Source organism: Sedimentitalea sediminis (genome assembly GCF_042687825.1).
GTDB lineage: Bacteria > Pseudomonadota > Alphaproteobacteria > Rhodobacterales > Rhodobacteraceae > Sedimentitalea.
Map to the genome: position 1 here is coordinate 37,760 of NZ_JBHUQE010000020.1, position 21,726 is coordinate 59,485.

Genomic DNA, 21,726 nt, shown 5'->3' on the forward strand with positions numbered 1-21,726 from the left:
CATCGGGAATGTTCTGGCGCGCACTGACCGAGGACACGCCCGGCCCGAAATGGGCCGGGCTGTTCCGCGATTACTGGCCGGCCTATCGGCGCTGGTGGTTGCGCGAGGGGGACAAGATGCGCCCGCCCTTCATGGAAAGCCGCCGGGCGCTGGCCACCCACATGCCCGAGCTTTTGCCGCTATATGACCAGCTGTGCGATCTGGCCGGCGGCGGCGACCAGGCCGCGCGATTTCTCAGTTTTTACTGTCCGCCGCCCTATCTGGCCGGCTGTTCCCAGGCGATCTGGACCGGCAAGGAACCGGTACTGGTGCGCAATTACGACTACAATCCAAAGGCTTTCGATAGCCTGGTCCTGAACACCAAATGGCAGGGCCGCCGGGTCATGGGTACTGCCGACGGGCTGTGGGGGCTGGTGGACGGCATGAATGATGCCGGTCTGGCAGTGTCGCTGACCTTTGGCGGGCGGCGTATCGTGGGCGAGGGGTTCGGCGTGCCGCTGATCCTGCGCTATGTGTTGCAGACCTGCAGCAGCACCGAAGAGGCGCGCGAGGCACTGGCGCGGATCCCGACCCACATGAGCTATAACGTTACCGTTCTGGACAAGCGGCGCACCTATCTGACGGCGATGATGGCGCCCGACCGCCCGGCGCTGATCACCCATGCGGCGGTGGCGACGAACCATCAGGAAACCGTGGAATGGGTCAGCCATGCCCGGTTCACCGCCACGGTCGAGCGCGAACGGTTCCTGCTGAACCGTCTGACCCTGCACCGTGACCCGCAGGAAACCTTTATCTCGGCATTCCTGAAACCGCCGCTCTATTCGACGGCCTTTTCCGCCGGGTTCGGCACGCTGTACACCGCCGTCTATCGGCCGCGCAAACAGCAGATGGAAATCCGCTGGCCCGGTACCGTCTGGCCAATGTCGATGAGCAAGTTTCAGGAAAGCAGCCGTAAGGTGCACATTCCGGACCCTGAACCGACCGGCACCTGGCCGGGTATCCCCCAATAGAACCCTTGGGTTGTTCTAGGCGGCGGGGCTGGCCGAGCGATCCATCAGGGCGGCCAGCCGGTCGCTGACCTCGGCAACGTTGCGCGCGCTGGACGGGGGGACGCTGAACAACCGGTTGACGTCCGGCAGGGACCAGCCCGATGCTTGCGCAAAGCGTCGGCGATACGCGGCATTGGTCGGCATGACCCCATCGGTGCCGCGCTCGCTCCAGGTGGCGGCAGCAATCGCGGGGTCCTCGGCCCGCAGCCGGGCCAGCGCCGCGTGTCCCTTTTCGACCGGGATGTTCAGCGCATTGCAACACCGGATCGCCTCGACATCCAGCGCGTCGATCTTTTTGACATTCGCCTTGGGCGTGGGCTGCAGCCGGTCAAAGAGATCGGCCAGACCGGCGGCCTGCATCACCGCGCCGCAGGCGTCCGGAACCCGGTCATAGGGAATGACCTGCAGCCGGTGGCCGAACAGCCCGCGATAGCCCTGCAGCAGAAACAGATAGTCAAACAGGCCGGCGGGCCGCCGGACATAGTCGCGATACGGCGTCGCGTTACGCTGATTCACGGTGAATTCACGGAAATGGCTGACATGATAGTCGGTCAGGTTGCGCAACAGCACGATGCCCTGAATATCGTCAAAGCCGAATTCTTCCAGCGCGCAGACGAACCGGGTCAGATGCGACTGGTGCAGCGGTGCCGACCAGGCTTCGGCCGAGAAAAGCACGGTGTCACAGCCCGAGTCGGTGATTTCCCGCGCCAGGGCGCGCGGCAGAACACCGGTCTTGCCCTGCATGAAATCGCGGATCAGGGGAAAGTGCCGATAGCCCAGCTTGGGGTCGTTGATCATCCCGCTGGCGGGATACAACACGTCATTGTCGCGCAAAAGATCACGGTTGGCGTGCAGCAGATTCTGCAGGCTTGATGAGCCGGTCTTGTACGTCCCCAGATGCAGAACTGCGCGCATGATCGCCTCGGTCGTCGTTTGCCCTCATGTCCCGGTTCACGCCCGGCGCAGCGCGCAGAGTCGGCGTCAAAAGGGGTTGGATGGGGGCTTAGACCCGCACGACGCGGGCGTCAACGATGCGCAATCAGCCGGCGGCACGGCCCCGGATCAAGGTGCTGGAAATCTCGGGCGTACGCGGCATATAGACGACGTCGCAATGTTCCTTGAGAAAATCGAACTTGCCGGTCCAGTCGTCGCCCATGGCAAAGACATCGGCCCCATGGGTCAGCACATCGTTGATCTTTTGATCCCAGCTTTCCTCGGGAATGATCTGGTCGACATAGCGCACCGCTTCCAGATCGCGCTTGCGCTGTTCAAAGCTGAATTTCGATTTCTTGCCCTTGAGCGCGTTGAACGAGTCGGTCGATACCGCAACGATCAGATAGTCCCCCAGGTCCCGGGCACGTTGCAGCAGGCGGATATGGCCATAGTGCAGGGTGTCGAAGGTTCCGTAGGTAATCACTTTGCGCATTGCGTACGTCGCCCCTTTGGCCCAGCCGTCGAAAAACCGTCACATTCCGGTTACATTACCATTAGGCGAATCCCGGGTCCAATCTTTTTGCCATCGATGTCGTGAAAAAGCGGTTGACCGCAGGAAGTTGCGCCCGGCCCCGCGGATCGGGCCGGCCTCGCGCCACGGTGGTTCAAGACCGGGATGGCAAATGCGCCGGATGTCCCGGCGCATCACAGGTTCGATCAGCCCCGGCCGATGACACGGTCCAGCACGGCCAGCGGCAGGCGCGACCAGTGCTTGGCGATCACCCGATCCACCACCCGCTTGCAGGCCGATCCGCCGTCATAGCGAAAGATCTGTTTGCGCAGTTTTGTGCGGTCTTCGACGCAGCGCGGGTTCTCGTCGCGATTGAGGGCTGCGGCGCATTCGGCGCCATCGGTATAATATTCGCCCACTTCCAGCCCGGAAACGTCGCGCTCGTCATAGATTTCCCGAATCCCCAGATATTCTTCGCGATCGGGCTGAAAGAACAGCACCCGGCGTCCGGTCAGCAGGTAATCGTAATAGGTCGAGGAATAGTCGGTGACCAGAATGTCGGTCTCGCTGAGATAGGGATAGATGTCGTCCTTGGGGTCGACGATCAGGATTCGGTCCGATGCCAGCCCGGCGGCCATGGCGTCAATCTGGGGCGAGTCGCCGCTGACCTTGTGGTTCTTGATCACCAGCAGCGTGCCCTCCTGCGCGGCACAGGTGGCCATGAACTGCTCGATTTCCCGATAGAACCGGGTGCGGTCCTGTTTCGGGGCGCGAAACGTCGGGCAGAACAGCACCGTGCGCCCCTTGCTGGCGCGGGTCTGGCGCATGCGCGCGATGATGGACTGGTCGGTATTGATTTCGCTGAACCGCATGCCCTGGTTGGCCTCAATCAGGATGTCGGTACGCGGGCTGCCGGTCACCATGATCTTGGCGTTCGGAAATGCCTCGCGATAACGCGGCTTCACCGACTTTGACTCGGCCGAAACGTAGTCGGCCGACAGGCAGTCAAAGGCATAAAAGGGAAAGCCCTTGACCGGCTGCGTATCCAGCAGCTGATAGGCGATTTTCTTGGCTGGCACGCCATGCCAAAGCTGGATTTTTGTGGCCCCGGACAAGGCCATTTGCAGATAGCAATAGGTGGAATGCGCCAGATGGTGGGTCGAGACAAAGACGTATTTGGTTTCGATCAGCCGTTTCAGCATCGGCGTGGTGCGCCCGAACTGATAGGCATTCACGCCGACCGCGCGCAGCGCTTGGACTTCGCTTGCCGAGTGGCACAGCCAGTACAGTTCCAGGCGCGGGTCGATCTTTTTGAGATTACCGTGCAGATAGGAATAAATGTATTTGCTGTTGTCGCTGAAGCTGCCCGGCGACAGGACGCAGACCTTGTCCTTGACGGCGCGCATCGAGGCCTGGGACAAAAAATGCAAGGCGACGCCGTTTTCCGAAATTTCCAGGGCTTTCTTTACCGGGGGGGCAATTCCGGGCTTTTTCAAGGGCGCACCATCAAGTTGTTGAAATTTGGGCCGACAATAGGACGTGGCTTCGTAGGGTCGGCACCTGGGTTTGTCAATGCGCGCGGCTGGGGTCCGTCTCACCAGCCAAACGCGCGCAGCATGTCACCCAGTTCCTGCGTCAGATGGGGAAAGGGCGACCGTTCGCGGATCAGCAACGATACCGAGCGGCGGTCGGTCAGCCCGTTGATGTTCCGAAAAACCAGATGGTCCGGCATGATCCGCAAGACGGTCTGGGGCAAAACCGTGATCCATTTGCCCGAGCGTACCATGCTGATCAGCGACAGCGTGTTGTGCGCCGTGACCCGAGCAGAGGACAGCGCATCGGCGATTTCGGGCGTCTCGATCAGGCGGCACAGGTTGTTACGCACGAAACCCGCGGCGATCACGTCCTGTATGCCAGGCGCTCGGGACTGTCGCGCCAGTGGGTGATCCGGTGCGCAGATCAGGCCGAAACGGTCCTTAAACAGCAACTCTTGCCTTATCCCGTTCAGCTGCGGCTGACCCGACGCGATCCCCAGATCGGCCTGACCGCGCAACAGCGCATCGATCACCATTTCGGTGTCGGCGTCGCGCAGTTCGACATTCAGCCCCGGATGCCGCCGGGTCAGAGTCTCGATGGCGGCGGGGAAAACCAGATCGACAACCGACGGCACCGAGGCGATGCGCAGCAGCCCTTGCGGCGCGCCGGCGGTTGCTTGTATGGCGTTGATTGTGTCATCGAATTGCCGCAGCTGCTGCTGAGCCAGTTCGAACACCTCTTCGCCCAGCGGCGTCAGGCGGTTCTTGCGCTCGTTTTCGAACAGGCGCCGGCCCAGATGTTCCTCGAGCTGTTTCAGCGTCATGGAAACAGCCGATTGGGTGCGCCCCAGTCGGATTGCAGCATCGGCCAGGTTGCCCGTCTGCGCCACGGTGCTGAAACAGCGCAGCATTGCGATCTTGATTGCCAATTTCAGTTTCCTTGAAATATGGTTCAGTTATTTAAGTTTGACTGATATAACCCTCAAAGTCCACGATATCCCATCACTTGCGCGGGATATGTCATGGCAGATACCAACCTGAATCTCATTGCCGGCGAATGGCTGCCGGGCGAATCCGAGATCGAGAACCGCAACCCGTCGGACCTGTCCGATCTGGTCGGCCGGTTCGCTCAGGCCAGCGCCGACCAGTTGGACGCGACGCTGCAGCGGGCACAAGAGGCGCAGGCGGAATGGGCCAGCTATGGTCCCGAACGCCGGCAGGCCGTGCTGATGGCGATCGGCACCGAACTGATGGCCCGTTCCGGGGAACTGGGCGAGCTGCTCAGTCGTGAAGAGGGAAAACCGCTGGCCGAGGGCCGGGGCGAGGTTTTTCGCGCCGGACAGTTCTTTACCTATTACGCCGCCGAATGCCTGCGTCAGATCGGAGAGAACGCTGACAGCGTCCGCGCCGGGGTCGAGATCGACGTCCGGCGCGAGCCGGTCGGGGTCGTCGCGGTGATCTCGCCCTGGAACTTTCCCACGGCAACCGCGTCGTGGAAAATCGCGCCCGCGCTCTGCTATGGCAACGCCGTGGTCTGGAAACCCGCCAATCTGACCCCGGCCTCGGCCGTGGCGCTGTGCGAGATCATCGCGCGTCAGGATATCCCCCGCGGTCTGGTCTCGCTGGTTATGGGCGCAGGCCGGGCGGTGGGCCAGCGGCTGGTGGAAAGCCCGCTGGTCAACGCCATTTCCTTTACCGGGTCGGTGCCCGTGGGCAAGGGGATTGCCGCTGCGGCCATTCAGAACCTGACCAAGGTGCAGATGGAAATGGGGTCCAAGAACGCTCTGGCGGTGATGGACGATGCCGATCTGGACCTGGCGGTTTCGCTGGCCCTGGGCGGCGCCTTTGGCGGCACCGGCCAGAAATGCACCGCCTCGTCGCGCCTGATCGTGCACGATGCGATCCATGACGCTTTTGTCGAAAAGCTGGTGGCCGGCGCGCAGGCTATGAAAGTCGGCCATGCGCTGGCCGAGGACACCCAGATGGGCCCGGTGGTCAGCGAACAGCAACTGGCCGAGAATCTGGCCTATGTCGATCTGGCCCGCACCGAAGGCGCAGAACTGGCCTGTGGCGGGGAGCGGTTGGAGCGGCCCCAACAGGGGTTCTACATGTCCCCCGGAGTGTTCCTGAACACCACCAACCAGATGCGCATCAACCGCGAGGAAATGTTCGCGCCTCTGACCTCGGTGATCCGGGTCGGCAGCTATGACGAAGCGCTTGCCACGGTCAACGACACCAATTTCGGTCTGACCTCGGGGATCGTCACCCGCGATCTGGCGCGCGCCACGCATTTCCGCCGCAACGCGCGCACCGGGGTCGTCACTGTCAACCTGCCCACCGCAGGCACCGATTATCATGTACCGTTTGGCGGCCGCGGCGACAGTTCCTACGGGCCGCGCGAACAGGGCAGGGCGGCGGCCGAGTTCTATACGACGGTCAAGACCGCCTATATCAGCGCCGGAGCGCCGGTCTGATGCGGATCGATGGCCTGCAATATGCCAACTGGTCGGAAAAAATCTTTCGCCAGATGCGCGACGGCGGGCTGGACGCGGTTCATGTGACCATCGCCTATCACGAGAATTTCCGCGAAACGGTTCTGAATATCGAGCAGTGGAACCGCTGGTTCCAGCGTCACCCGGATCTGATCCTGCCGGGGCGATCGGCCAGCGACATCGACACCGCGCGTGAAACCGGCCGGACCGCGATCTTTTTCGGCTTTCAGAATCCCAGCCCGATCGAGGACGATATCGGTCTGGTCGAGATCGTGCACATGCTGGGTGCGCGGTTCATGCAACTGAGTTATAACAACCAGTCGCTGCTGGCCACGGGCTGCTACGAGACCGAGGATACCGGCATCACCCGGATGGGGCGACAGGTCATCCGGGAAATGAACCGTGTCGGCCTGGTGGTGGACATGAGCCATTCCGGCGACCGTTCGACCATTCAGGCTGCCGATCTGTCCGCGCGCCCGATCGCCATCACGCATGCGAACCCGCATGACTGGGCGCCGGCTTTGCGCAACAAAAAAGACGACGTGATCCGCGCCGTGACCCAGAATGGCGGCATGTTGGGCTTTTCGCTGTATCCGCATCATCTGCGGGATAAATCCGACTGCACGCTGCAAAGTTTTTGCGAGATGATCGCGCGCACCGCCGACCGGTTCGGAACCCGGCATCTGGGGATCGGCTCGGACCTGTGCCAGGACCAGCCCGACAGCGTGGTGGAATGGATGCGTGTGGGGCGCTGGAGCAACGAGATCGACTATGGCGAGGGCTCGGCCAGCAACCCCGGGTTTCCGCCGATGCCCACCTGGTTCCGCGACAACCGCGATTTTGGAAACCTTGCGGACGGCCTGCGCGCGGTCGGCATGGACGACGCCGAAATCGTCGGCATCATGGGGCGGAACTGGTACCGGTTCTTTGCCGATAATTTCGGCCCCGGCGGAAAATGATGTCGGGGGCGACGCATAACCTGCGCCGCGACCCGGCACGCGTCATGCGCCTGCGGCGTCTGGGCGCGCTGCACCAGTGCCGCCTGAGTTTCATGCGGGTTCTGACCCGGCGCATGGCCCGTGACAGCTGGGTTTTTGACCGGCCTGTATTTGACATCGATACCCGCGGTGTCGGCCATGCGGTCTATACCGCCACCGGCCCCGCGCGCAGCTATTCGCTGGTGGCCTTTGCCCATGATCTGCCTGACGAGATGCGTTCGGACCGCGTGATCGCCACCGCCTGGGACGCGACTTTTGCGCTGTTTGACGGCATTCCCACCCCAGAGGACATCGACCGTCTGTCGCAAAACGTGCCGCTGCAAGAGGCCGGGCGCGTCACGGAAAGCGAGTTGTCCCTGTCGCGGGCCAACCGCTCGGTGCGCCTGTGGACCCATGTGGTCGAACGGCTGGCGTCGGGCCGGCAGCCGGATGCCGACAAGATCCGCGATGTCGGCTATCTGATGCGCACCACCGCGGTCTACGGATCGGGCAAGTTCGGCGCGGCGGACCGCGAAAAGATCGCGGCGCGGCCCGAGATGCGGGTGCCGTTTCAGGCCGAGATGCTGTCGGTCTATCTGACCCGGACCTTTGTGCGCGATCTGGTGCAGCACATGGCCCGCGCCCGGGGAGGGGCTGCGACTGTCGAGTTGGACCCCGTGATCGCCCGGCAACTGGGCATTGGTAATTCGACCGGTCTGGGCATGGCGCCGTTCATCCTCAACCATGCGGTCCTGTTCAACAACTGGATCATGGCGCGCGAAGAGGCGATCGCCCGGGTCTGCGCCATAAAAACCGCAACACCCGCGGCGGCGGCGGCCTTTCGGGCCGTACTGGGACGGGCCGACGCTTCGGTTGGATCCTGGCGCTCGCAACATCCGATCCAGATCGAGCGGCTGGCGGCACTGCGCCGCGACATCGACGCGCTGAGCGACCATGTCCGAGGCGACGACCTGCAGAGCGACCAGCCGTGGAACCGGCTGATGGATTGGGCCGAAAGCCGATGCAGCGAAGAGGGGCAGGAATTTGTCGCCTCGCTGATCCTGGAACCTTACGGGGCCCTGGTCGATGAACTGGCCGACGACATGGCCGACGCCAACCCGATCGCCTTTCGCATCGACGGCGCCATGACGGTCGGCGCGCTGCGCGGTCTGATCGAGACCAGTTTCGGCTGGGCGCTGCACATCGACTGGACGGCGCGCGAGAATTGCGCGCGCGCCTGGTATGTCTCTGCGGAAAAGCTGGAACCCCGGCTGGGCGAACGTTTCGAAGAGCCGATTGCCGACTATGAGCAGCCGCTGGCCCCGGCGCGGGACGCGGCGGCGGCCCATGCGGCGCTGGCGGATGTCGAGGACAGCGCGACGGTGGCGGATTTTCTGCTGGTTCGGCCGGAATACCGGCACACCGTCCGCCGCGCCCAGATGAGCCGCCGCGCGCCCTATGGCGAAATCCGCGACAACACCATCGGCCAGGACCTGCTGCCCATCGACATGCTGCGTGCCAAGCTGTCGTTTTTCGGCGCCACCCATTTCGACCCGCGCTCGGACCGCTGGGTGCGCATCTCCATGTATGCCGGCGCGCCCTATCCCGAAGATCTGACGCCCGAAACCGCCGATCTCTGGGTCTATCCGGAGGCAGAAGCATGAGCCTGTCGCTGAACGAGGTCGAAGCTCTGGCCAAACGGGCCGCGCGTGGCGCCGGCTATCCCTGGGGATTGGCGGAAGAGGCCGCGAAAGCCACCCGCTGGCTGTGCGCGCAAGGGATCGATGGCTGCGCCGAACTGGCCGCGTTGCTTACCCGGACCGATGGCGCAGACCTGGCGGACTGGACGCCCGATGCCGGTCCGGGCGGCACCGGATGGCGGGCGCGGGGAGGGCAGTTATGCCCGCTAATCACCGGTGCCGCCCTGTCGGACCGCGCCGATTCTCTGGGCCGGGGCGACCTGCAGATCGCTTCCCTTGTGCGGCCGCTTTTGCTGTTGCCCTTTGCCGCCCTGTGCGCGTGGCATCTGCGGGTGCCTGTCCATATTTCCTGGGGCGCGGCAAAGGCAGCCACGGATGGCCAATCTCTGGCCTTGCACGGCCTGGCAAATGACGGTTTCGCGCAGGAACTGACCGTCTCGGCGGGCGGCGCAATGACCCAACCGAACCGGACCGGCAGCCGCGCAGACCCGCGCGCAGAGATCCGCGCGACCCTGAACCGGTTCGCAGGCCGAACCTTTGCCCCGGCCAGCGAAGAATCGCGGCGCAAGGGGGCCGGTGCCGGCCTGTCCGACAATGATTGACCAGAGGATGCCATGAGCGACACCGAACGACTGAGCCTTGCCGACATCGAAGACCTCGCCTTTCGCGCGCTGGTCGCATCCGGCACATCCGAGGCCAATGCCCGACCGCTGGCCGTGGCGACGGCGGCAACCGAAGCCGACGGAGTTGCCAGCCACGGGCTGGCCTATATCCCGATCTATTGTGAACATGTGGTCTGCGGCAAGGTGGACGGAGACGCAAGACCGACCCTGACGCAGCCGCGCCCGGGTTTGCTGCGTGCCGATGCGGCGACGGGGTTTGCCCATTCCGCCATTGACATGGGCTTTGCCCGGCTGATCCCGCTGGCGCGTGAACAGGGCATTGCCGCGCTGGCGATACACAATAGCTATAACTGCGGCGTACTGGGGTATCACACGGCACGGTTGACACAGGCAGGGCTGCTGGGCCTGGGATTCACCAACGCCCCGGCCTCGATCGCACCATCCGGCGGCGCGCGGCCCGTGGTCGGCACCAACCCGATTTCCATCGCCGTGCCCGGCGAAGACGGCGATCCCAGCATTCTGATCGACCAGAGCGCCAGTACCATCGCCAAAAGCGAGGTGATGAAACATGCCCGCGAAAACAAGCCGATCCCGGTCGGGTGGGCGCTGGATTCCGAGGGCAATCCGACCACGGACCCGGCCACCGGACTCAAGGGGTCGATGGCGCCTTCGGGCGGCTACAAGGGGGTCGGCATCGCGCTGCTGGTCGAGGTTCTGGCGGCCGCGCTGTCCGGCGGACAGCTGGGTATCCACGCTTCGCCCTTTTCCGGCACGGCCGGCGGGCCGCCGCGCACCGGCCAGCTTTTCATCGCCATCGACCCCAGGGCGGCGTCGGGCGACGTATTTGCGACGCGAATGTCCGATCTGGTGCAAGCCATCTGCAGCCAGGACAATGCACACTTGCCCGGCGACGGACGTCGGAACCATCGGCACCGGGCGAAACGGACCGGCGTGCCGGTCAACACAGAGACGCTGCGCAAGATCAGGGAAATAATCGCGGCGAGCCACTAGGCGGAAAACGGATTCCGCAAAAAACTGCGCTGATCCGACCGCTGATGTCGGCGCGCAAACAGCGAGACAAGGGAGGTAAAGAATGTCCATCAAACCACCATTCACGGATCTTGAAATCCGACGATCCACCAAGGGATTCTACGAAGGCCACAGTGTCGAGATCGCGCTGTTCAGCAAGGCGATCATGGTCGCTCTGGTGATCTGGGCGCTGGTCTGGCCGGCCAATGCCAACGGCGTGCTGGGCAGTCTGAACTGGAAGATCCTCGAAGGTTTCAACAGCTTCTACATCGTCATCGTCGGATTTTTCGCCTTTTTCCTGATCGTGATTGCCGCCTTGCCGCAAACCGGAAAACGCATCATGGGCCGCCCCGGAGAGGGCACTGAGTTTTCCAATTTCTCCTGGTTCTCGATGATGTTCGGCGCCGGTCTGGGGGTTGGACTGATGGTCTTTGCCACCGCCGAACCTCTGGGTCTGTGGGGATCGAACCCGTTGGTGCTGTCCGGTGAGGTCGAAAAGAACACCGAACAGGCGCTGACCTCGGCCTATCGCTATACATTCGCGCATTACGGTCTGCATGCCTGGTCGATCTATGTCGTCACCGGTCTGTCGCTGGCCTATTACGCCTATACGCGGGATATGCCCCTGACCATCCGCACCGCCCTGACACCCCTGTTCGGGCGTCTGATGAACGGTTTGCTGGGACATGTCGTCGATGTTCTGGGCGTGGTCGCGACGATCCTGGGCGTGTCGGTCACCATCGGCTTTGGCGTTTCGCAGTTCATCGACGGCATGTACGCGATCACCGGCATGGAATGGATGATGAACATGGGCGGCGAGACACCGGCGCCGGGCACGGTCGGGCTGATCGCCGGGTTGCTGGTCATCATGGGCCTGTCGATCATCTCGGCGGTTTCCGGCGTCGGGCGCGGGGTCAAATACCTGTCCAACCTGAACCTGGTCCTGTCCTTGATCCTGCTGCTGACCTTTGTGATCTTTGGCTCGTTCCTGTTCGCGATGACCACCTATGCTACGGCATTCGTCGACTATATCCTGCACTTTGTTTCGATCAGCTTTGGCGCCTATGGGCCGCAATCTGCCGCAGAATTCAAAGCGGCGCTGCCGGCGGATGCCGCCCCCTATGCCGATGCGCTGCGCAGCGGCGCCACCAATGCCTGGGGATCGTTCGAAGGGTTCCGTTCGGGGTTGGAAGGCGAGGCGGCCAGCCTGTCCGAAGACGTTCTGACGGCAGCCTATGCCGCAGGTGAACCCGGACGCCAATTTGCGTGGCAGGCCGGCTGGACGACCTTCTACTGGGCTTGGTGGATCGCGTTCTCACCCTTTGTCGGGCTGTTCCTGGCCCGCATTTCACGCGGGCGCACGGTGCGCGAATTCATCGTCGGCTGCGTCTTTGCGCCGTCGCTGGTCTGTTTTGCCTGGATGGCCATCCTGGGCGGCACCGCCATCGATCTGGAACTGACCGGCGGGGCGGACGGAGCCATCGTCGGGGCCTCTAACACCGCCAAGCTGTTCGTCACCCTGGGCGAAATGATCTCGGGCGGGTTCCTGTCGGGGATCACCATCATGTGCGTCGTGCTGATCATGACCTTTCTGGTGACCTCGGCGGATTCGGGCATTCTGGTGATGAATACCATCATGTCAGGCGGCGATCAGGAGGTCGGCAACAAGCACAAGATCGTCTGGGGTCTGATCCTGACAGCGGTGATCGGCACGCTGCTGATCGCAGGCAAGTCCGGCGGGGCCGACCCGATGGAAGCCCTGCGCAATGCCATGATCATCGGCGCATTGCCGTTCACGATGGTGATGGGTCTGATGTGCATGGCGCTGACAAAGGCGCTTTACCGCGACGGTGTCCGTGCAAAGGCCGTCACGCCGGCTGCGGAACCGGCAGAATAAGCTGACGGCCGCCGGGCGGGGCAGAGGGGTCCCGTCCGGTTCATCAGAGGGTAGAGCCGACCGTATAACGGGAAGGGTTGGCAGACCGAAAACGGCCACCTGAAAACCTGAAACCCAGTTATTGGCCAGATACATACGCGAACTACCTCGCGTTCTTGTTGCGGAAATGCTTTGGGGTGATACCATGGCGGGAAATGCGGTCGTAAAACGTGTTTCGGGGCATGCCCAACAGCTTGGCCGACTCGGACGCGCTGCCGTTGCATTGTTTCAGGGTCTCGCTCAGAACCAGCCGCTCGAACGCGTCCATCTGCTCGGCCAGGGTCGGGCTGTCGCCCGGCGCGTTGCACAGTTTTCCGCCCAGCAGGATCGACGTGGCATAGGTCCGCATCTGCGGCAGGTTCCCCGCCCACGAACGGGCCATGATATCGCTGACAAGCCCAAAGTGAAGCTCGGGTATCTCGGCATTCAACCGGTTTGCCGTCTGGTGCAGGATCGTTTCGAAAATGTCCAACAGATCCTCGCGGCGTTCGTTCAGCGAGGGAACGGTGATTTCGGCCACCCCATCCATCGCCACCAGTTCATCCACCACCATGTTGTTTCGAATATCGGCAAGCGCCCGGGTGGATGAGGTGATCAGGCGCATTTGCGGGTTGCTTTGGATCAGGCCGATCAATTGCCGCTGTTGATCGGGGGTGGCGAGATCGATGAATTTTGCCAAAAGATCAAAGGGTTTCTCTGGAACTCCGGGAATGCTGACCGCGGTGTCTGCAGCGCCCGAAAAGTTGATCTGAACAAACGGGCGCGCGGTTTCGGCGAGCCGGTTGATCGTGTGCGCAGCGGTGCGTTTGCCAACACCGTCCGGTCCGCACAGGTGGACCGGCATGTTTGCGTGCGCGACGCTTCGCAGCGTGTCGCGCAACGTTGCGGTCGCGCTGGATTCGCCGGGAAACTCAATCGCGGCAACATCGCTGCGCATCAGGACCCGTTGGATTTTTCGGGATTTCAGCACCAGCGCCCGGTGTTCCAGTGCCCGCTCCAGGACCTCGACCATTTGATCCGTGCTGCAGGGTTTTTCGAGATAGTCATAGGCGCCGCTTTTCATTGCCCGCAGAGCCGTTGGAACATCACTGTGACCGGTCAAAAGAATGACCGGCAGATCGGAATCCACGTTCTGCGCAAAACTCAGCACGTCGAAACCGTCCTGCCTGGGCATGCGGATATCCGTCAGAATGACACCATTGAAATCCGCGCGAATGCTTCGGCGCGCCTGAACAAAGCTGGCCATGGGCAGAGGCGCGAGTCCGGCCAACTCGATCATCTGGGTCAGCGATTTGCACAATGCGATGTCGTTTTCGATGATCAGAACTTTGTTTATCATGTAATTTTCCTTCTCTCAGAAAGCGGCAGGCGAATGAGAAAAACCGCGCCCCCGGATGGGTGGTCATGCGCGGAAATCTCGCCATTGAAACTTCCGATGATGCCGTAAGAGACCGACAGGCCCAGACCCAGACCCTCGGACGCGCCGAGACTCTTGGTGGTGTAGAAAGGCTCGAAAACGCGGTCCGGTTCTTCGATCCCGGTACCGTTGTCGCGAATGCTCAGGCAAACGGAACCGTCTTCCTTCCAGAGCCGGATATGGATTTCGGGTCTGTCGCGATTGCGCGTGGCGTCAATCGCATTTGTGACGATGTTCATCACGACCTGTTGCAACCGAACCCGTCCGGCATCGACCGCCAACGCGCTATCCGGGATGTCTACGAACAGGGAAACCCCTGCTTTTTCAAGCGCGTTCGACGCAAGCGCCAGAGCCTCTTTCACGCATGACCCAAAATTCACCCTTTCCAGAATGATGGTTTCATCACGGGCAAATGCGCGCAGATTCTTGATGATCCGGCCGATTCTGCCTGCTTGTTCCGCGATCTGCTCAAAGTTCTGCTTTGCCTCAGCATCCCGGCCGACATTCAGCAGACGGCTGCCGTTTTCCGCAAAATTCGAGATCGTGGCCAGGGGCTGGTTCACTTCGTGGCTGATCCCCGCAGACATCTGACCAAGCACGGTCATCTTGGTGGCCTGAATGAGCTGATTCTGGGTTTCGACCAGTTCTGCGGTTCGTTCTTCGACCCGTTCCTCCAGTTTCGCATTCGCGGCCTCTTCCATAGCAATTCTGTCGGCCACGCGGTGACGCCAAATCAGCAATAGCAACAGGGCCGCCGCGACCACCGTCGTCGTGGCGACAGCCAATAGGGCCAGTATCTTTGCCTCTCTGCGCGCCTGCGCCGTGTCGATGAATCCGATTGCCCGCAACCGTTCGCGCGGAACACCGCGTTCGATGAAAAGCGTCTCGCGGGGCAGGCTGTTTTTGGAGGGAAAACGCCAGATCGTGTGGTCGCCGATCTTCTGAATTTCGTGCGCAGGAAAGCTCTCGTTATCCCTGCGCGATCCAAGTTTGGGCCGCAGTGTCTTCAACAACAGACCCGAGCGATTCGACGCAACGACCAGATCGTTTTTATCTGCAAAAACAATAATTTCCGGCACAATCGCCCAGTCAAACTCGAGCGCGGCGATACTGACCCACAAGACGATGGCCACGCTGGGCCGGGCCGGGCCGGAAGCCACACCACGGGCCAGGACAAAGTGCCGGGAATTTTCCGTCACCACGTGATCCAGACCGAGTTGACCATAAAAGGCTGAAGTCAACGCAGACCGGTTCGACCCGAAATGCGACTCGGTTCCTGGATCGGTGGACACCAGGGTTTGACCCTGGGCGTCGACGACCTCGATTTTGGCGATGCCGTAGGTCAGCCTGTACTGGATGAACAGCGATTCCAGTTTCTGCACATCTTCAGGGGTTTCCAGGGGCCGCTTTACCCGGGGATCCGAGGCCAGCGCGTTAACCAGTATGCGAAAGGGCGACAGTTGGTTGTCCAGACGTTCAGCGGCCTGTTCGACGCGTGTTTCACCAATCTGCGAAGCCTGGTCGAGCCGGTCTTCGAAGGTTGTCGAATAGAAGAAATATCCCGCAAATCCGGTGCATGACAGATAGACCAGCAGAAGCTTGGATAACGCCTGTTCCATGCGCACTCACCCCTCTCTGAGCAGGCATCCAAACTCTGCCGCCAATGCAGATCCGTCAACCTGCCGTTTGCCCGAAATCCCGGAAAAACCGAGATTCACGCAACCGCGCACTTTGTAACTCATTGTTTTATAGCGATAAAAAAAGCCACAAAATTAGGTCTAGGCAAAAACTTCGGCGCTGCCCTCTCTAATGCACATGACGTTTGATGAACCGTTAACGTCAGAGGAGGAAAAATGAGAACATATATCAGCGCTGCAATTATCGCAGCTACATTCGCTGCACCGACGGCCGTACTGGCCGGATGCGAAGCCGGCGAAGTCGTCATCAAATTCAGCCATGTGACAAACACCGACAAGCACCCAAAAGGGATCGCCGCATCGCTTTTGGAAAAGCGCGTCAACGAGGAAATGAACGGCAAAGCCTGCATGGAGGTCTTTCCCAGTTCGACGCTGTACAACGACAACAAAGTGCTCGAAGCGATGCTGCAGGGCGAGGTGCAGCTGGCCGCGCCTTCGCTCTCCAAGTTCGAAAAATTCACAAAGAAGTTCCGGATTTTCGATCTGCCGTTCATGTTCAAGGACATCGCTGCGGTCGACGCGTTCCAGGGCTCCGAAAACGGCCAGGCGCTGTTGGACAGCATGCAGCGGCGCGGCCTGAAGGGCCTGGCCTATTGGCACAATGGAATGAAACAGATGTCCGCCAGCAAACCGCTGGTTGATCCGTTCGACGCGCAGGGCCTGAAATTCCGGGTGCAAAGTTCGGATGTTCTGGTGGCTCAGATGGAAGCCATCGGCGCCAGCCCGCAGAAAATGGCGTTCTCCGAAGTTTATGGCGCACTGCAGCAGGGCGTTGTCGACGGGCAGGAAAACACCTGGTCCAATATCTACGGCAAGAAGTTTTTCGAAGTTCAGGATGGTGTGACCGAGACCAATCACGGCGTCATCGACTATCTGGTCGTGACCAATGTCGATTGGTTCAACAGCCTGGATGCCGATGTGCGCGACCAGTTCATGACGATCCTGACCGAAGTCAGCAACGAACGGAACGCGGCCGCGACCTCGGTGAACGAAGCCGCCAAGCAGTCGATCATCGACGCCGGCGGTGTCGTGCGCCAGTTGACCCCCGAGCAGCGTCAAGCCTGGGTGGATGCGATGAAACCCGTCTGGGAAAAATTCGCCGACGATGTCGGTCAAGAGAACATTGACGCCGCACAAGCGATCAACGCGGCGATGTGATCACGGCACGTGACTGCGCGCCTACCTATCAGGCGGGCCGAACTGGCCCGTCTCCTTTTCAAATAAAATCAGGGACATGAGGAAATGCAACACAAGCATACCTTTGTGGACCGGATCGAGGAAACGCTGATCGCGATCCTTTTGGGGCTCATGACGGCTATCACCTTTGCGAACGTCATCGCCCGGTTCGGTTTCAATTCAAATATTCTCTGGGCATTGGAACTGACCGTTTTCATGTTCGGCTGGCTGGTGCTTTTGGGTGCATCCTATGCGGTCAAGAAACATTCGCATCTGGGTGTGGACGCAATCATCAACATGGTGTCGCCGCCCGTGGCACGAGTGCTTGCCATCGTGTCCGTCGCCGCCTGTCTGCTGTTCTCGGTGTTCATGCTCAAGGGGGCCTATGATTATTGGGCGGTGTTCGCCGATCTGCCGCCGACCTCGGGGCGCTGGTTCCCGACCGGTTTCGAACAGGAATTCCGCAGCCAATCCTTTTACGAGGTTCAGGACGTTCCGATGATCGGTCTCTTCGCCTTTCTGGAGGACGCGATCAACTACGGCGAAAGCTACGAGAAACTGCCCAAAGTCGTGCCCTATGTGGTGCTGCCGATTTCAATGCTGCTGCTGACCTACCGGTTCGTGCAGGCAGCCGGGCAAATCTGGCGCGGCGAGACCGACCGCCTGGTCGCCAGTCACGAGGTAGAGGACGAAATCCGGGAAGTCCGCGAACAACTGGGGGAGCATGACTGATGGACGTTATCCTGCTATTTTCAATGGTGGTCGGCCTGCTGCTGATCGGCGTGCCGATCGCTGTCAGCCTGGGGCTGTCTTCCATCCTGTTCCTGCTGCTTTATTCGGATGCAACGCTGGCATCGGTCGCAGGCACACTGTTTGAGGCATTCGAAGGCCATTTCACCCTGCTGGCGATCCCGTTCTTCATCCTGGCCTCCTCCTTCATGAGTACGGGCGGCGTGGCCCGCCGGATCATCCGGTTTTCGATCGCCTGTGTCGGGCATCTGCCCGGCGGGTTGGCGATTGCCGGGGTCTTCGCCTGCATGATGTTCGCAGCGCTGTCCGGGTCTTCGCCGGCAACCGTTGTGGCCATCGGCTCGATCGTGATCGCCGGCATGCGGCAGGTGGGCTACACCAAGGACTTCGCCGCGGGCGTCATCTGTAACGCCGGGACGCTGGGCATTCTGATCCCGCCCTCGATCGTGATGGTGGTCTATGCCGCCTCGGTCGAAGTCTCGGTCGGTCGCATGTTCCTAGCCGGTGTTATCCCCGGATTGCTGGCCGGCTTTCTGCTGATGGTCACGATCTATGTCATGGCCAAGGTCAAGAACCTGCCCAAGGGCGACTGGCTGGGCTGGGGCGAGGTTGTCAAAAGCGGGCGCGAAGCCGGCTGGGGCCTGTTCCTGATCGTCATCATCCTCGGCGGCATCTATGGCGGTATCTTTACGCCGACCGAAGCCGCCGCCGTGGCTGCCGTCTATGCCTTTCTGATCGCCTGCTTCATCTACAAGGACATGGGGCCGCTGGCGGCCCCCGAGGGCGGCGAAAAGATCAGCCTGATGAAAAAGCCGCACGCACTGTTCACCGCGTTCATCCATGCCGACACCAAGCACACGCTGTTTGAGGCAGGCAAACTGACGGTCACACTGTTGTTCGTGATCGCCACGGCGCTGATCCTGAAACATGTGCTGACCGAACAGCAGGTGCCGCAATCCATCGCCAATTCCATGCTGAACGCGGGCTTTGGACCGGTCATGTTCCTGGTCGTTGTGAACGTGATCCTGCTGATCGGCGGTCAGTTCATGGAGCCCTCGGGTCTGCTGGTCATCGTTGCGCCGCTGGTGTTCCCGATCGCCATCGAACTGGGCATCGACCCGATCCACCTGGGGATCATCATGGTGGTCAACATGGAGATCGGCATGATCACACCACCGGTCGGACTGAACCTGTTCGTGACCTCTGGCGTCGCCGGCATGCCGATGATGGGTGTGGTTCGTGCCGCCCTGCCGTTCCTGGCCGTGCTCTTCGTCTTCCTGATCATGGTCACCTACATTCCGTTCCTTTCAACCTTCCTCCCCAACACCTTCATGGGGCCGGAAATCATAACAAAATAGGACGGAACTTCCGGTGCCTGGAACAGGCCGGGCACCGGAAACTTAAAAGGATTATTCAATGTCAGATCAGTTGTCACGTGATGCGCTCGACTATCACTCTGTTGATCCGAAAGGAAAACTCGAGGTCGTCCCCACCAAGCCCATGGCGACCCAACAGGACCTTGCCCTGGCCTATAGCCCCGGCGTCGCGATCCCGTGCGAAGAGATTGCCGCCGACCCGCTGAAAGCCCGCGAATACACCATGCGCGGCAATCTGGTCGCCGTGATCTCCAACGGCACGGCGGTTCTGGGCCTGGGCAATATCGGCCCGCTGGCGTCCAAGCCGGTCATGGAAGGCAAGGCGGCGCTGTTCAAGAAATTCTCGGGCATTGATGTGTTCGACATCGAGGTCGACGCCACGGATGTCGACACGTTCTGCAACGCGGTTCGCCCGCTTGAACCGACCTTTGGCGGCATCAATCTCGAAGACATCAAGGCGCCGCAGTGCTTTGCCATCGAAAAGCGCCTGCGCGAAGAGATGAACATTCCGGTCTTTCACGACGACCAGCACGGAACGGCCATCGTTTCGGCCGCCGCAACCCTGAATGCGCTGAAGCTGGTCGGAAAAAAGATCGACGANCAGTGCTTTGCCATCGAAAAGCGCCTGCGCGAAGAGATGAACATTCCGGTCTTTCACGACGACCAGCACGGAACGGCCATCGTTTCGGCCGCCGCAACCCTGAATGCGCTGAAGCTGGTCGGAAAAAAGATCGACGAAATCAAAATCGCCGCCAACGGCGCGGGCGCGGCCTCGATTGCCTGCCTCGAACTGCTGATCAGTTTTGGTGCCAAACGCGAGAACATTACCGTCTGCGACAGTTCCGGTGCGATCTACAAGGACCGCCCGGGCCGCCCGATGGACGAGACCAAGCTGCGGTTTGCCAAAGAGACCGACGAGCGCACGCTCGATGACGCGATGCAGGGCGCGGATCTGTTCCTTGGCCTGTCGGTCGCCGGTGCCGTGACCAAAGAGATGGCGGCCTCGATGGCCGACAAGCCGATTATTCTGGCCATGGCCAATCCCGAGCCCGAGATCCGGCCCGAGGTTGTCGCCGAAGTGCGCGCCGACGCGATCTGCGCGACCGGCCGCTCGGACTATCCCAATCAGGTCAACAACGTTCTGTGCTTTCCGTTCATCTTCCGCGGCGCGCTGGATTGCGGCGCCACCGAAATCAACGAGGACATGAAAATGGCCTGTGCGCGGGCCATCGCCGCCATGGCGCAGATCGAAGCCTCGGACGTGGTGCTGTCGGCCTATGGCGCCGAAAACATGAGCTTTGGTCCGGAATATATCATTCCCAAACCCTTTGATCCCCGGCTGATCCTGGAGATCGCGCCGGCGGTGGCCCAGGCCGCCATGGACACCGGGGTCGCGACGCGGCCGGTCGAAGACATGGATGCCTATCGTGAGAAACTGTCTCGCTTTGTCTATCGCTCGGGCATGCTGATGAAACCGGTCTTTGAAAAGGCGGCGGGCGATCCCAAGCGCGTTGCCTTTGCCGAAGGCGAATCGACCCGCGTTCTGCACGCCGCGCAGCAGGCCGTGGCCGCCGGTATCGCGCATCCGGTCCTGTTGGGCGACAGAGGCAGGATCGAGGCGGCGGTGACATCACTGGGCCTGTCGCTCGATCTCGACAGGGATGTGGAAGTCGTCGATCCGGCGGCGATGGATCTGCAACCCTATGCCGCGGATGTTCATGCCAAGGTCGGACGCCGGGGCATCGCGCCCAAAGAAGCCCTGCGCGGCGTGCGCAGCGACCCCACGGTGCTGGCTCTGGCGATGCTGGAACGGGGCGAAGTCGGTGCCGTCATCTGCGGCACGAACGGGCGCTTTGGCCATCATCTGACCCGGCTCGAAGGCATCACTGGTCTGGGCGCGGAGATTTCCGATCTTTCTGCACTCAGCGCTCTGGTATTGCCCACCGGCACCGTGTTCCTGGCCGACACCTATGTCACCCCGGACCCGACAGCCGAGGAAATCGCGGAACTGACCGTCCTGGCAACCAAAACCATGCGCCGCATGGGGATCGAGCCCAAGGTGGCGATGTTGTCCAGCTCGAACTTCGGCGATCGCGCGACGAAGTCGTCGCAAAAAATGCGCCGTGCCGCGGAAATCCTGGGCGAGATGAATGTCGATTTCGAATTCGACGGCGAAATGCATGCCGATGCGGCACTGGATGAAAAACTGCGTCGCGTCGTGATGCCCGACAGCCCGTTGAGCGGGTCGGCGAACCTGCTGATCATGCCGAATGTCGAGGCGGCGCATATTTCGCTGAATCTGCTCAAGTCGCTGGCCGGCGGGGTCTCGGTGGGGCCGATCATGCTTGGCGCGTCCAAGCCTGCCCACATCGTTTCGCAGTCGATCACGGTCCGGGGGTTGCTGAACATGACGGCGGTCGCTGTCGTGGATGCGCAGGGAAAAATCTAGCCCCGCGCCAGGCGCGGAAAGCAATAGCTGTAAGAAGAAATAGGGAGAACCTTACATGACAAACGTAGTAATCGCG

17 protein-coding genes and 1 pseudogene are annotated in these 21,726 nt (G+C 61.3%); 12 read left to right on the top strand and 6 right to left on the bottom strand.

Features of this window, described 5'->3' with window-relative positions; all coding sequences use genetic code 11:
* Positions 1-8 precede the first annotated feature (8 nt).
* Entirely contained in the window at positions 9-1,010 is a 1,002-nt protein-coding gene (locus ACFMPD_RS14455; protein ID WP_380995774.1) for a C45 family autoproteolytic acyltransferase/hydrolase, read from the top strand.
* Between the two features lie 15 nt (positions 1,011-1,025).
* On the opposite strand, the gene ACFMPD_RS14460 is transcribed toward ACFMPD_RS14455, so the two are convergent.
* The 4 genes from ACFMPD_RS14460 to ACFMPD_RS14475 form a co-directional block, all read right to left on the bottom strand.
* Positions 1,026-1,964 (bottom strand): hypothetical protein, encoded by a 939-nt coding sequence (locus ACFMPD_RS14460; RefSeq protein ID WP_380995777.1) that lies wholly within the window; start codon positions 1,962-1,964, stop codon positions 1,026-1,028.
* Between the two features lie 124 nt (positions 1,965-2,088).
* Complete coding sequence (gene tagD, locus ACFMPD_RS14465) at positions 2,089-2,475, bottom strand: glycerol-3-phosphate cytidylyltransferase (RefSeq protein WP_380995780.1); 387 nt, start codon at positions 2,473-2,475, stop codon at positions 2,089-2,091.
* 224 nt (positions 2,476-2,699) lie between these two features.
* Positions 2,700-3,923: a CDP-glycerol glycerophosphotransferase family protein gene (locus ACFMPD_RS14470; protein WP_380995783.1), complete on the bottom strand. Its 1,224-nt coding sequence runs from the start codon at positions 3,921-3,923 to the stop codon at positions 2,700-2,702.
* A gap of 164 nt (positions 3,924-4,087) precedes the next feature.
* On the bottom strand, positions 4,088-4,957 hold the full coding sequence (locus ACFMPD_RS14475) for a LysR family transcriptional regulator (protein WP_380995786.1): 870 nt from the start codon (positions 4,955-4,957) through the stop codon (positions 4,088-4,090).
* Positions 4,958-5,050: 93 nt separating this feature from the next.
* On the opposite strand from ACFMPD_RS14475, the gene ACFMPD_RS14480 reads away from it, so the two are divergent.
* The 6 genes from ACFMPD_RS14480 (at position 5,051) to ACFMPD_RS14505 (ending at position 12,746) form a co-directional block, all read left to right on the top strand.
* On the top strand, positions 5,051-6,502 hold the full coding sequence (locus ACFMPD_RS14480; RefSeq protein ID WP_380995789.1) for an aldehyde dehydrogenase family protein: 1,452 nt from the start codon (positions 5,051-5,053) through the stop codon (positions 6,500-6,502).
* Positions 6,502-7,479 carry a membrane dipeptidase gene (locus tag ACFMPD_RS14485; protein WP_380995791.1) on the top strand — a complete coding sequence of 326 codons (978 nt, stop codon included), beginning with the start codon at positions 6,502-6,504 and terminating at the stop codon, positions 7,477-7,479. Before ACFMPD_RS14480 ends, ACFMPD_RS14485 begins: the two co-directional genes overlap by 1 nt.
* A complete protein-coding gene (locus ACFMPD_RS14490) occupies positions 7,479-9,161 on the top strand; it encodes a hypothetical protein (protein ID WP_380995794.1) in 1,683 nt (560 codons plus the stop codon). The genes ACFMPD_RS14485 and ACFMPD_RS14490 overlap by 1 nt, the downstream gene beginning before the upstream one ends.
* Positions 9,158-9,799, top strand: coding sequence for a DUF3726 domain-containing protein (locus ACFMPD_RS14495; RefSeq protein ID WP_380995796.1), 642 nt, complete (start codon positions 9,158-9,160; stop codon positions 9,797-9,799). Before ACFMPD_RS14490 ends, ACFMPD_RS14495 begins: the two co-directional genes overlap by 4 nt.
* 12 nt (positions 9,800-9,811) lie before the next feature.
* Entirely contained in the window at positions 9,812-10,831 is a 1,020-nt protein-coding gene (locus tag ACFMPD_RS14500; RefSeq protein ID WP_380995798.1) for an Ldh family oxidoreductase, read from the top strand.
* Between the two features lie 82 nt (positions 10,832-10,913).
* The gene (locus tag ACFMPD_RS14505; RefSeq protein WP_380995801.1) at positions 10,914-12,746 is read left to right on the top strand and encodes a BCCT family transporter; all 1,833 of its coding nucleotides are present in this window, start codon (positions 10,914-10,916) and stop codon (positions 12,744-12,746) included.
* Between the two features lie 142 nt (positions 12,747-12,888).
* Here ACFMPD_RS14505 and ACFMPD_RS14510 read toward each other — a convergent pair whose 3' ends face one another.
* Complete coding sequence (locus tag ACFMPD_RS14510) at positions 12,889-14,124, bottom strand: sigma-54-dependent transcriptional regulator (RefSeq protein ID WP_380995803.1); 1,236 nt, start codon at positions 14,122-14,124, stop codon at positions 12,889-12,891.
* On the bottom strand, positions 14,121-15,821 hold the full coding sequence (locus ACFMPD_RS14515) for a sensor histidine kinase (RefSeq protein WP_380995806.1): 1,701 nt from the start codon (positions 15,819-15,821) through the stop codon (positions 14,121-14,123). The genes ACFMPD_RS14510 and ACFMPD_RS14515 overlap by 4 nt, the downstream gene beginning before the upstream one ends.
* A 234-nt stretch (positions 15,822-16,055) precedes the next feature.
* Between ACFMPD_RS14515 and ACFMPD_RS14520 the strand changes: the two genes are divergently transcribed.
* From ACFMPD_RS14520 to ACFMPD_RS14540, 5 genes and pseudogenes are all read left to right on the top strand, one after another.
* On the top strand, positions 16,056-17,057 hold the full coding sequence (locus tag ACFMPD_RS14520) for a DctP family TRAP transporter solute-binding subunit (RefSeq protein WP_380995809.1): 1,002 nt from the start codon (positions 16,056-16,058) through the stop codon (positions 17,055-17,057).
* An 84-nt stretch (positions 17,058-17,141) separates the two neighbouring features.
* Positions 17,142-17,807 carry a TRAP transporter small permease gene (locus ACFMPD_RS14525; protein WP_380995812.1) on the top strand — a complete coding sequence of 222 codons (666 nt, stop codon included), beginning with the start codon at positions 17,142-17,144 and terminating at the stop codon, positions 17,805-17,807.
* Entirely contained in the window at positions 17,807-19,183 is a 1,377-nt protein-coding gene (locus ACFMPD_RS14530; protein ID WP_380995815.1) for a TRAP transporter large permease, read from the top strand. The genes ACFMPD_RS14525 and ACFMPD_RS14530 overlap by 1 nt, the downstream gene beginning before the upstream one ends.
* A 58-nt stretch (positions 19,184-19,241) precedes the next feature.
* A pseudogene (locus ACFMPD_RS14535) lies at positions 19,242-19,739 on the top strand (NADP-dependent malic enzyme); the annotation flags it as partial.
* A gap of 99 nt (positions 19,740-19,838) precedes the next feature.
* The gene (locus ACFMPD_RS14540; RefSeq protein ID WP_380995823.1) at positions 19,839-21,650 is read left to right on the top strand and encodes a phosphate acyltransferase; all 1,812 of its coding nucleotides are present in this window, start codon (positions 19,839-19,841) and stop codon (positions 21,648-21,650) included.
* The last annotated feature ends 76 nt before the right edge of the window (positions 21,651-21,726 follow it).

Bases quoted from the DNA above. Each gene is read 5' to 3' on its own strand.
- ACFMPD_RS14455 (WP_380995774.1), top strand. From the start codon at position 9: ATGTTCTGGCGCGCACTGACCGAGGACACGCCCGGCCCGAAATGGGCC.
- ACFMPD_RS14460 (WP_380995777.1), bottom strand. From the start codon at position 1,964: ATGCGCGCAGTTCTGCATCTGGGGACGTACAAGACCGGCTCATCAAGC.
- tagD (WP_380995780.1), bottom strand. From the start codon at position 2,475: ATGCGCAAAGTGATTACCTACGGAACCTTCGACACCCTGCACTATGGC.
- ACFMPD_RS14480 (WP_380995789.1), top strand. From the start codon at position 5,051: ATGGCAGATACCAACCTGAATCTCATTGCCGGCGAATGGCTGCCGGGC.
- ACFMPD_RS14485 (WP_380995791.1), top strand. From the start codon at position 6,502: ATGCGGATCGATGGCCTGCAATATGCCAACTGGTCGGAAAAAATCTTT.
- ACFMPD_RS14490 (WP_380995794.1), top strand. From the start codon at position 7,479: ATGTCGGGGGCGACGCATAACCTGCGCCGCGACCCGGCACGCGTCATG.
- ACFMPD_RS14495 (WP_380995796.1), top strand. From the start codon at position 9,158: ATGAGCCTGTCGCTGAACGAGGTCGAAGCTCTGGCCAAACGGGCCGCG.
- ACFMPD_RS14500 (WP_380995798.1), top strand. From the start codon at position 9,812: ATGAGCGACACCGAACGACTGAGCCTTGCCGACATCGAAGACCTCGCC.
- ACFMPD_RS14505 (WP_380995801.1), top strand. From the start codon at position 10,914: ATGTCCATCAAACCACCATTCACGGATCTTGAAATCCGACGATCCACC.
- ACFMPD_RS14510 (WP_380995803.1), bottom strand. From the start codon at position 14,124: ATGATAAACAAAGTTCTGATCATCGAAAACGACATCGCATTGTGCAAA.
- ACFMPD_RS14515 (WP_380995806.1), bottom strand. From the start codon at position 15,821: ATGGAACAGGCGTTATCCAAGCTTCTGCTGGTCTATCTGTCATGCACC.
- ACFMPD_RS14520 (WP_380995809.1), top strand. From the start codon at position 16,056: ATGAGAACATATATCAGCGCTGCAATTATCGCAGCTACATTCGCTGCA.
- ACFMPD_RS14525 (WP_380995812.1), top strand. From the start codon at position 17,142: ATGCAACACAAGCATACCTTTGTGGACCGGATCGAGGAAACGCTGATC.
- ACFMPD_RS14530 (WP_380995815.1), top strand. From the start codon at position 17,807: ATGGACGTTATCCTGCTATTTTCAATGGTGGTCGGCCTGCTGCTGATC.
- ACFMPD_RS14540 (WP_380995823.1), top strand. From the start codon at position 19,839: ATGAACATTCCGGTCTTTCACGACGACCAGCACGGAACGGCCATCGTT.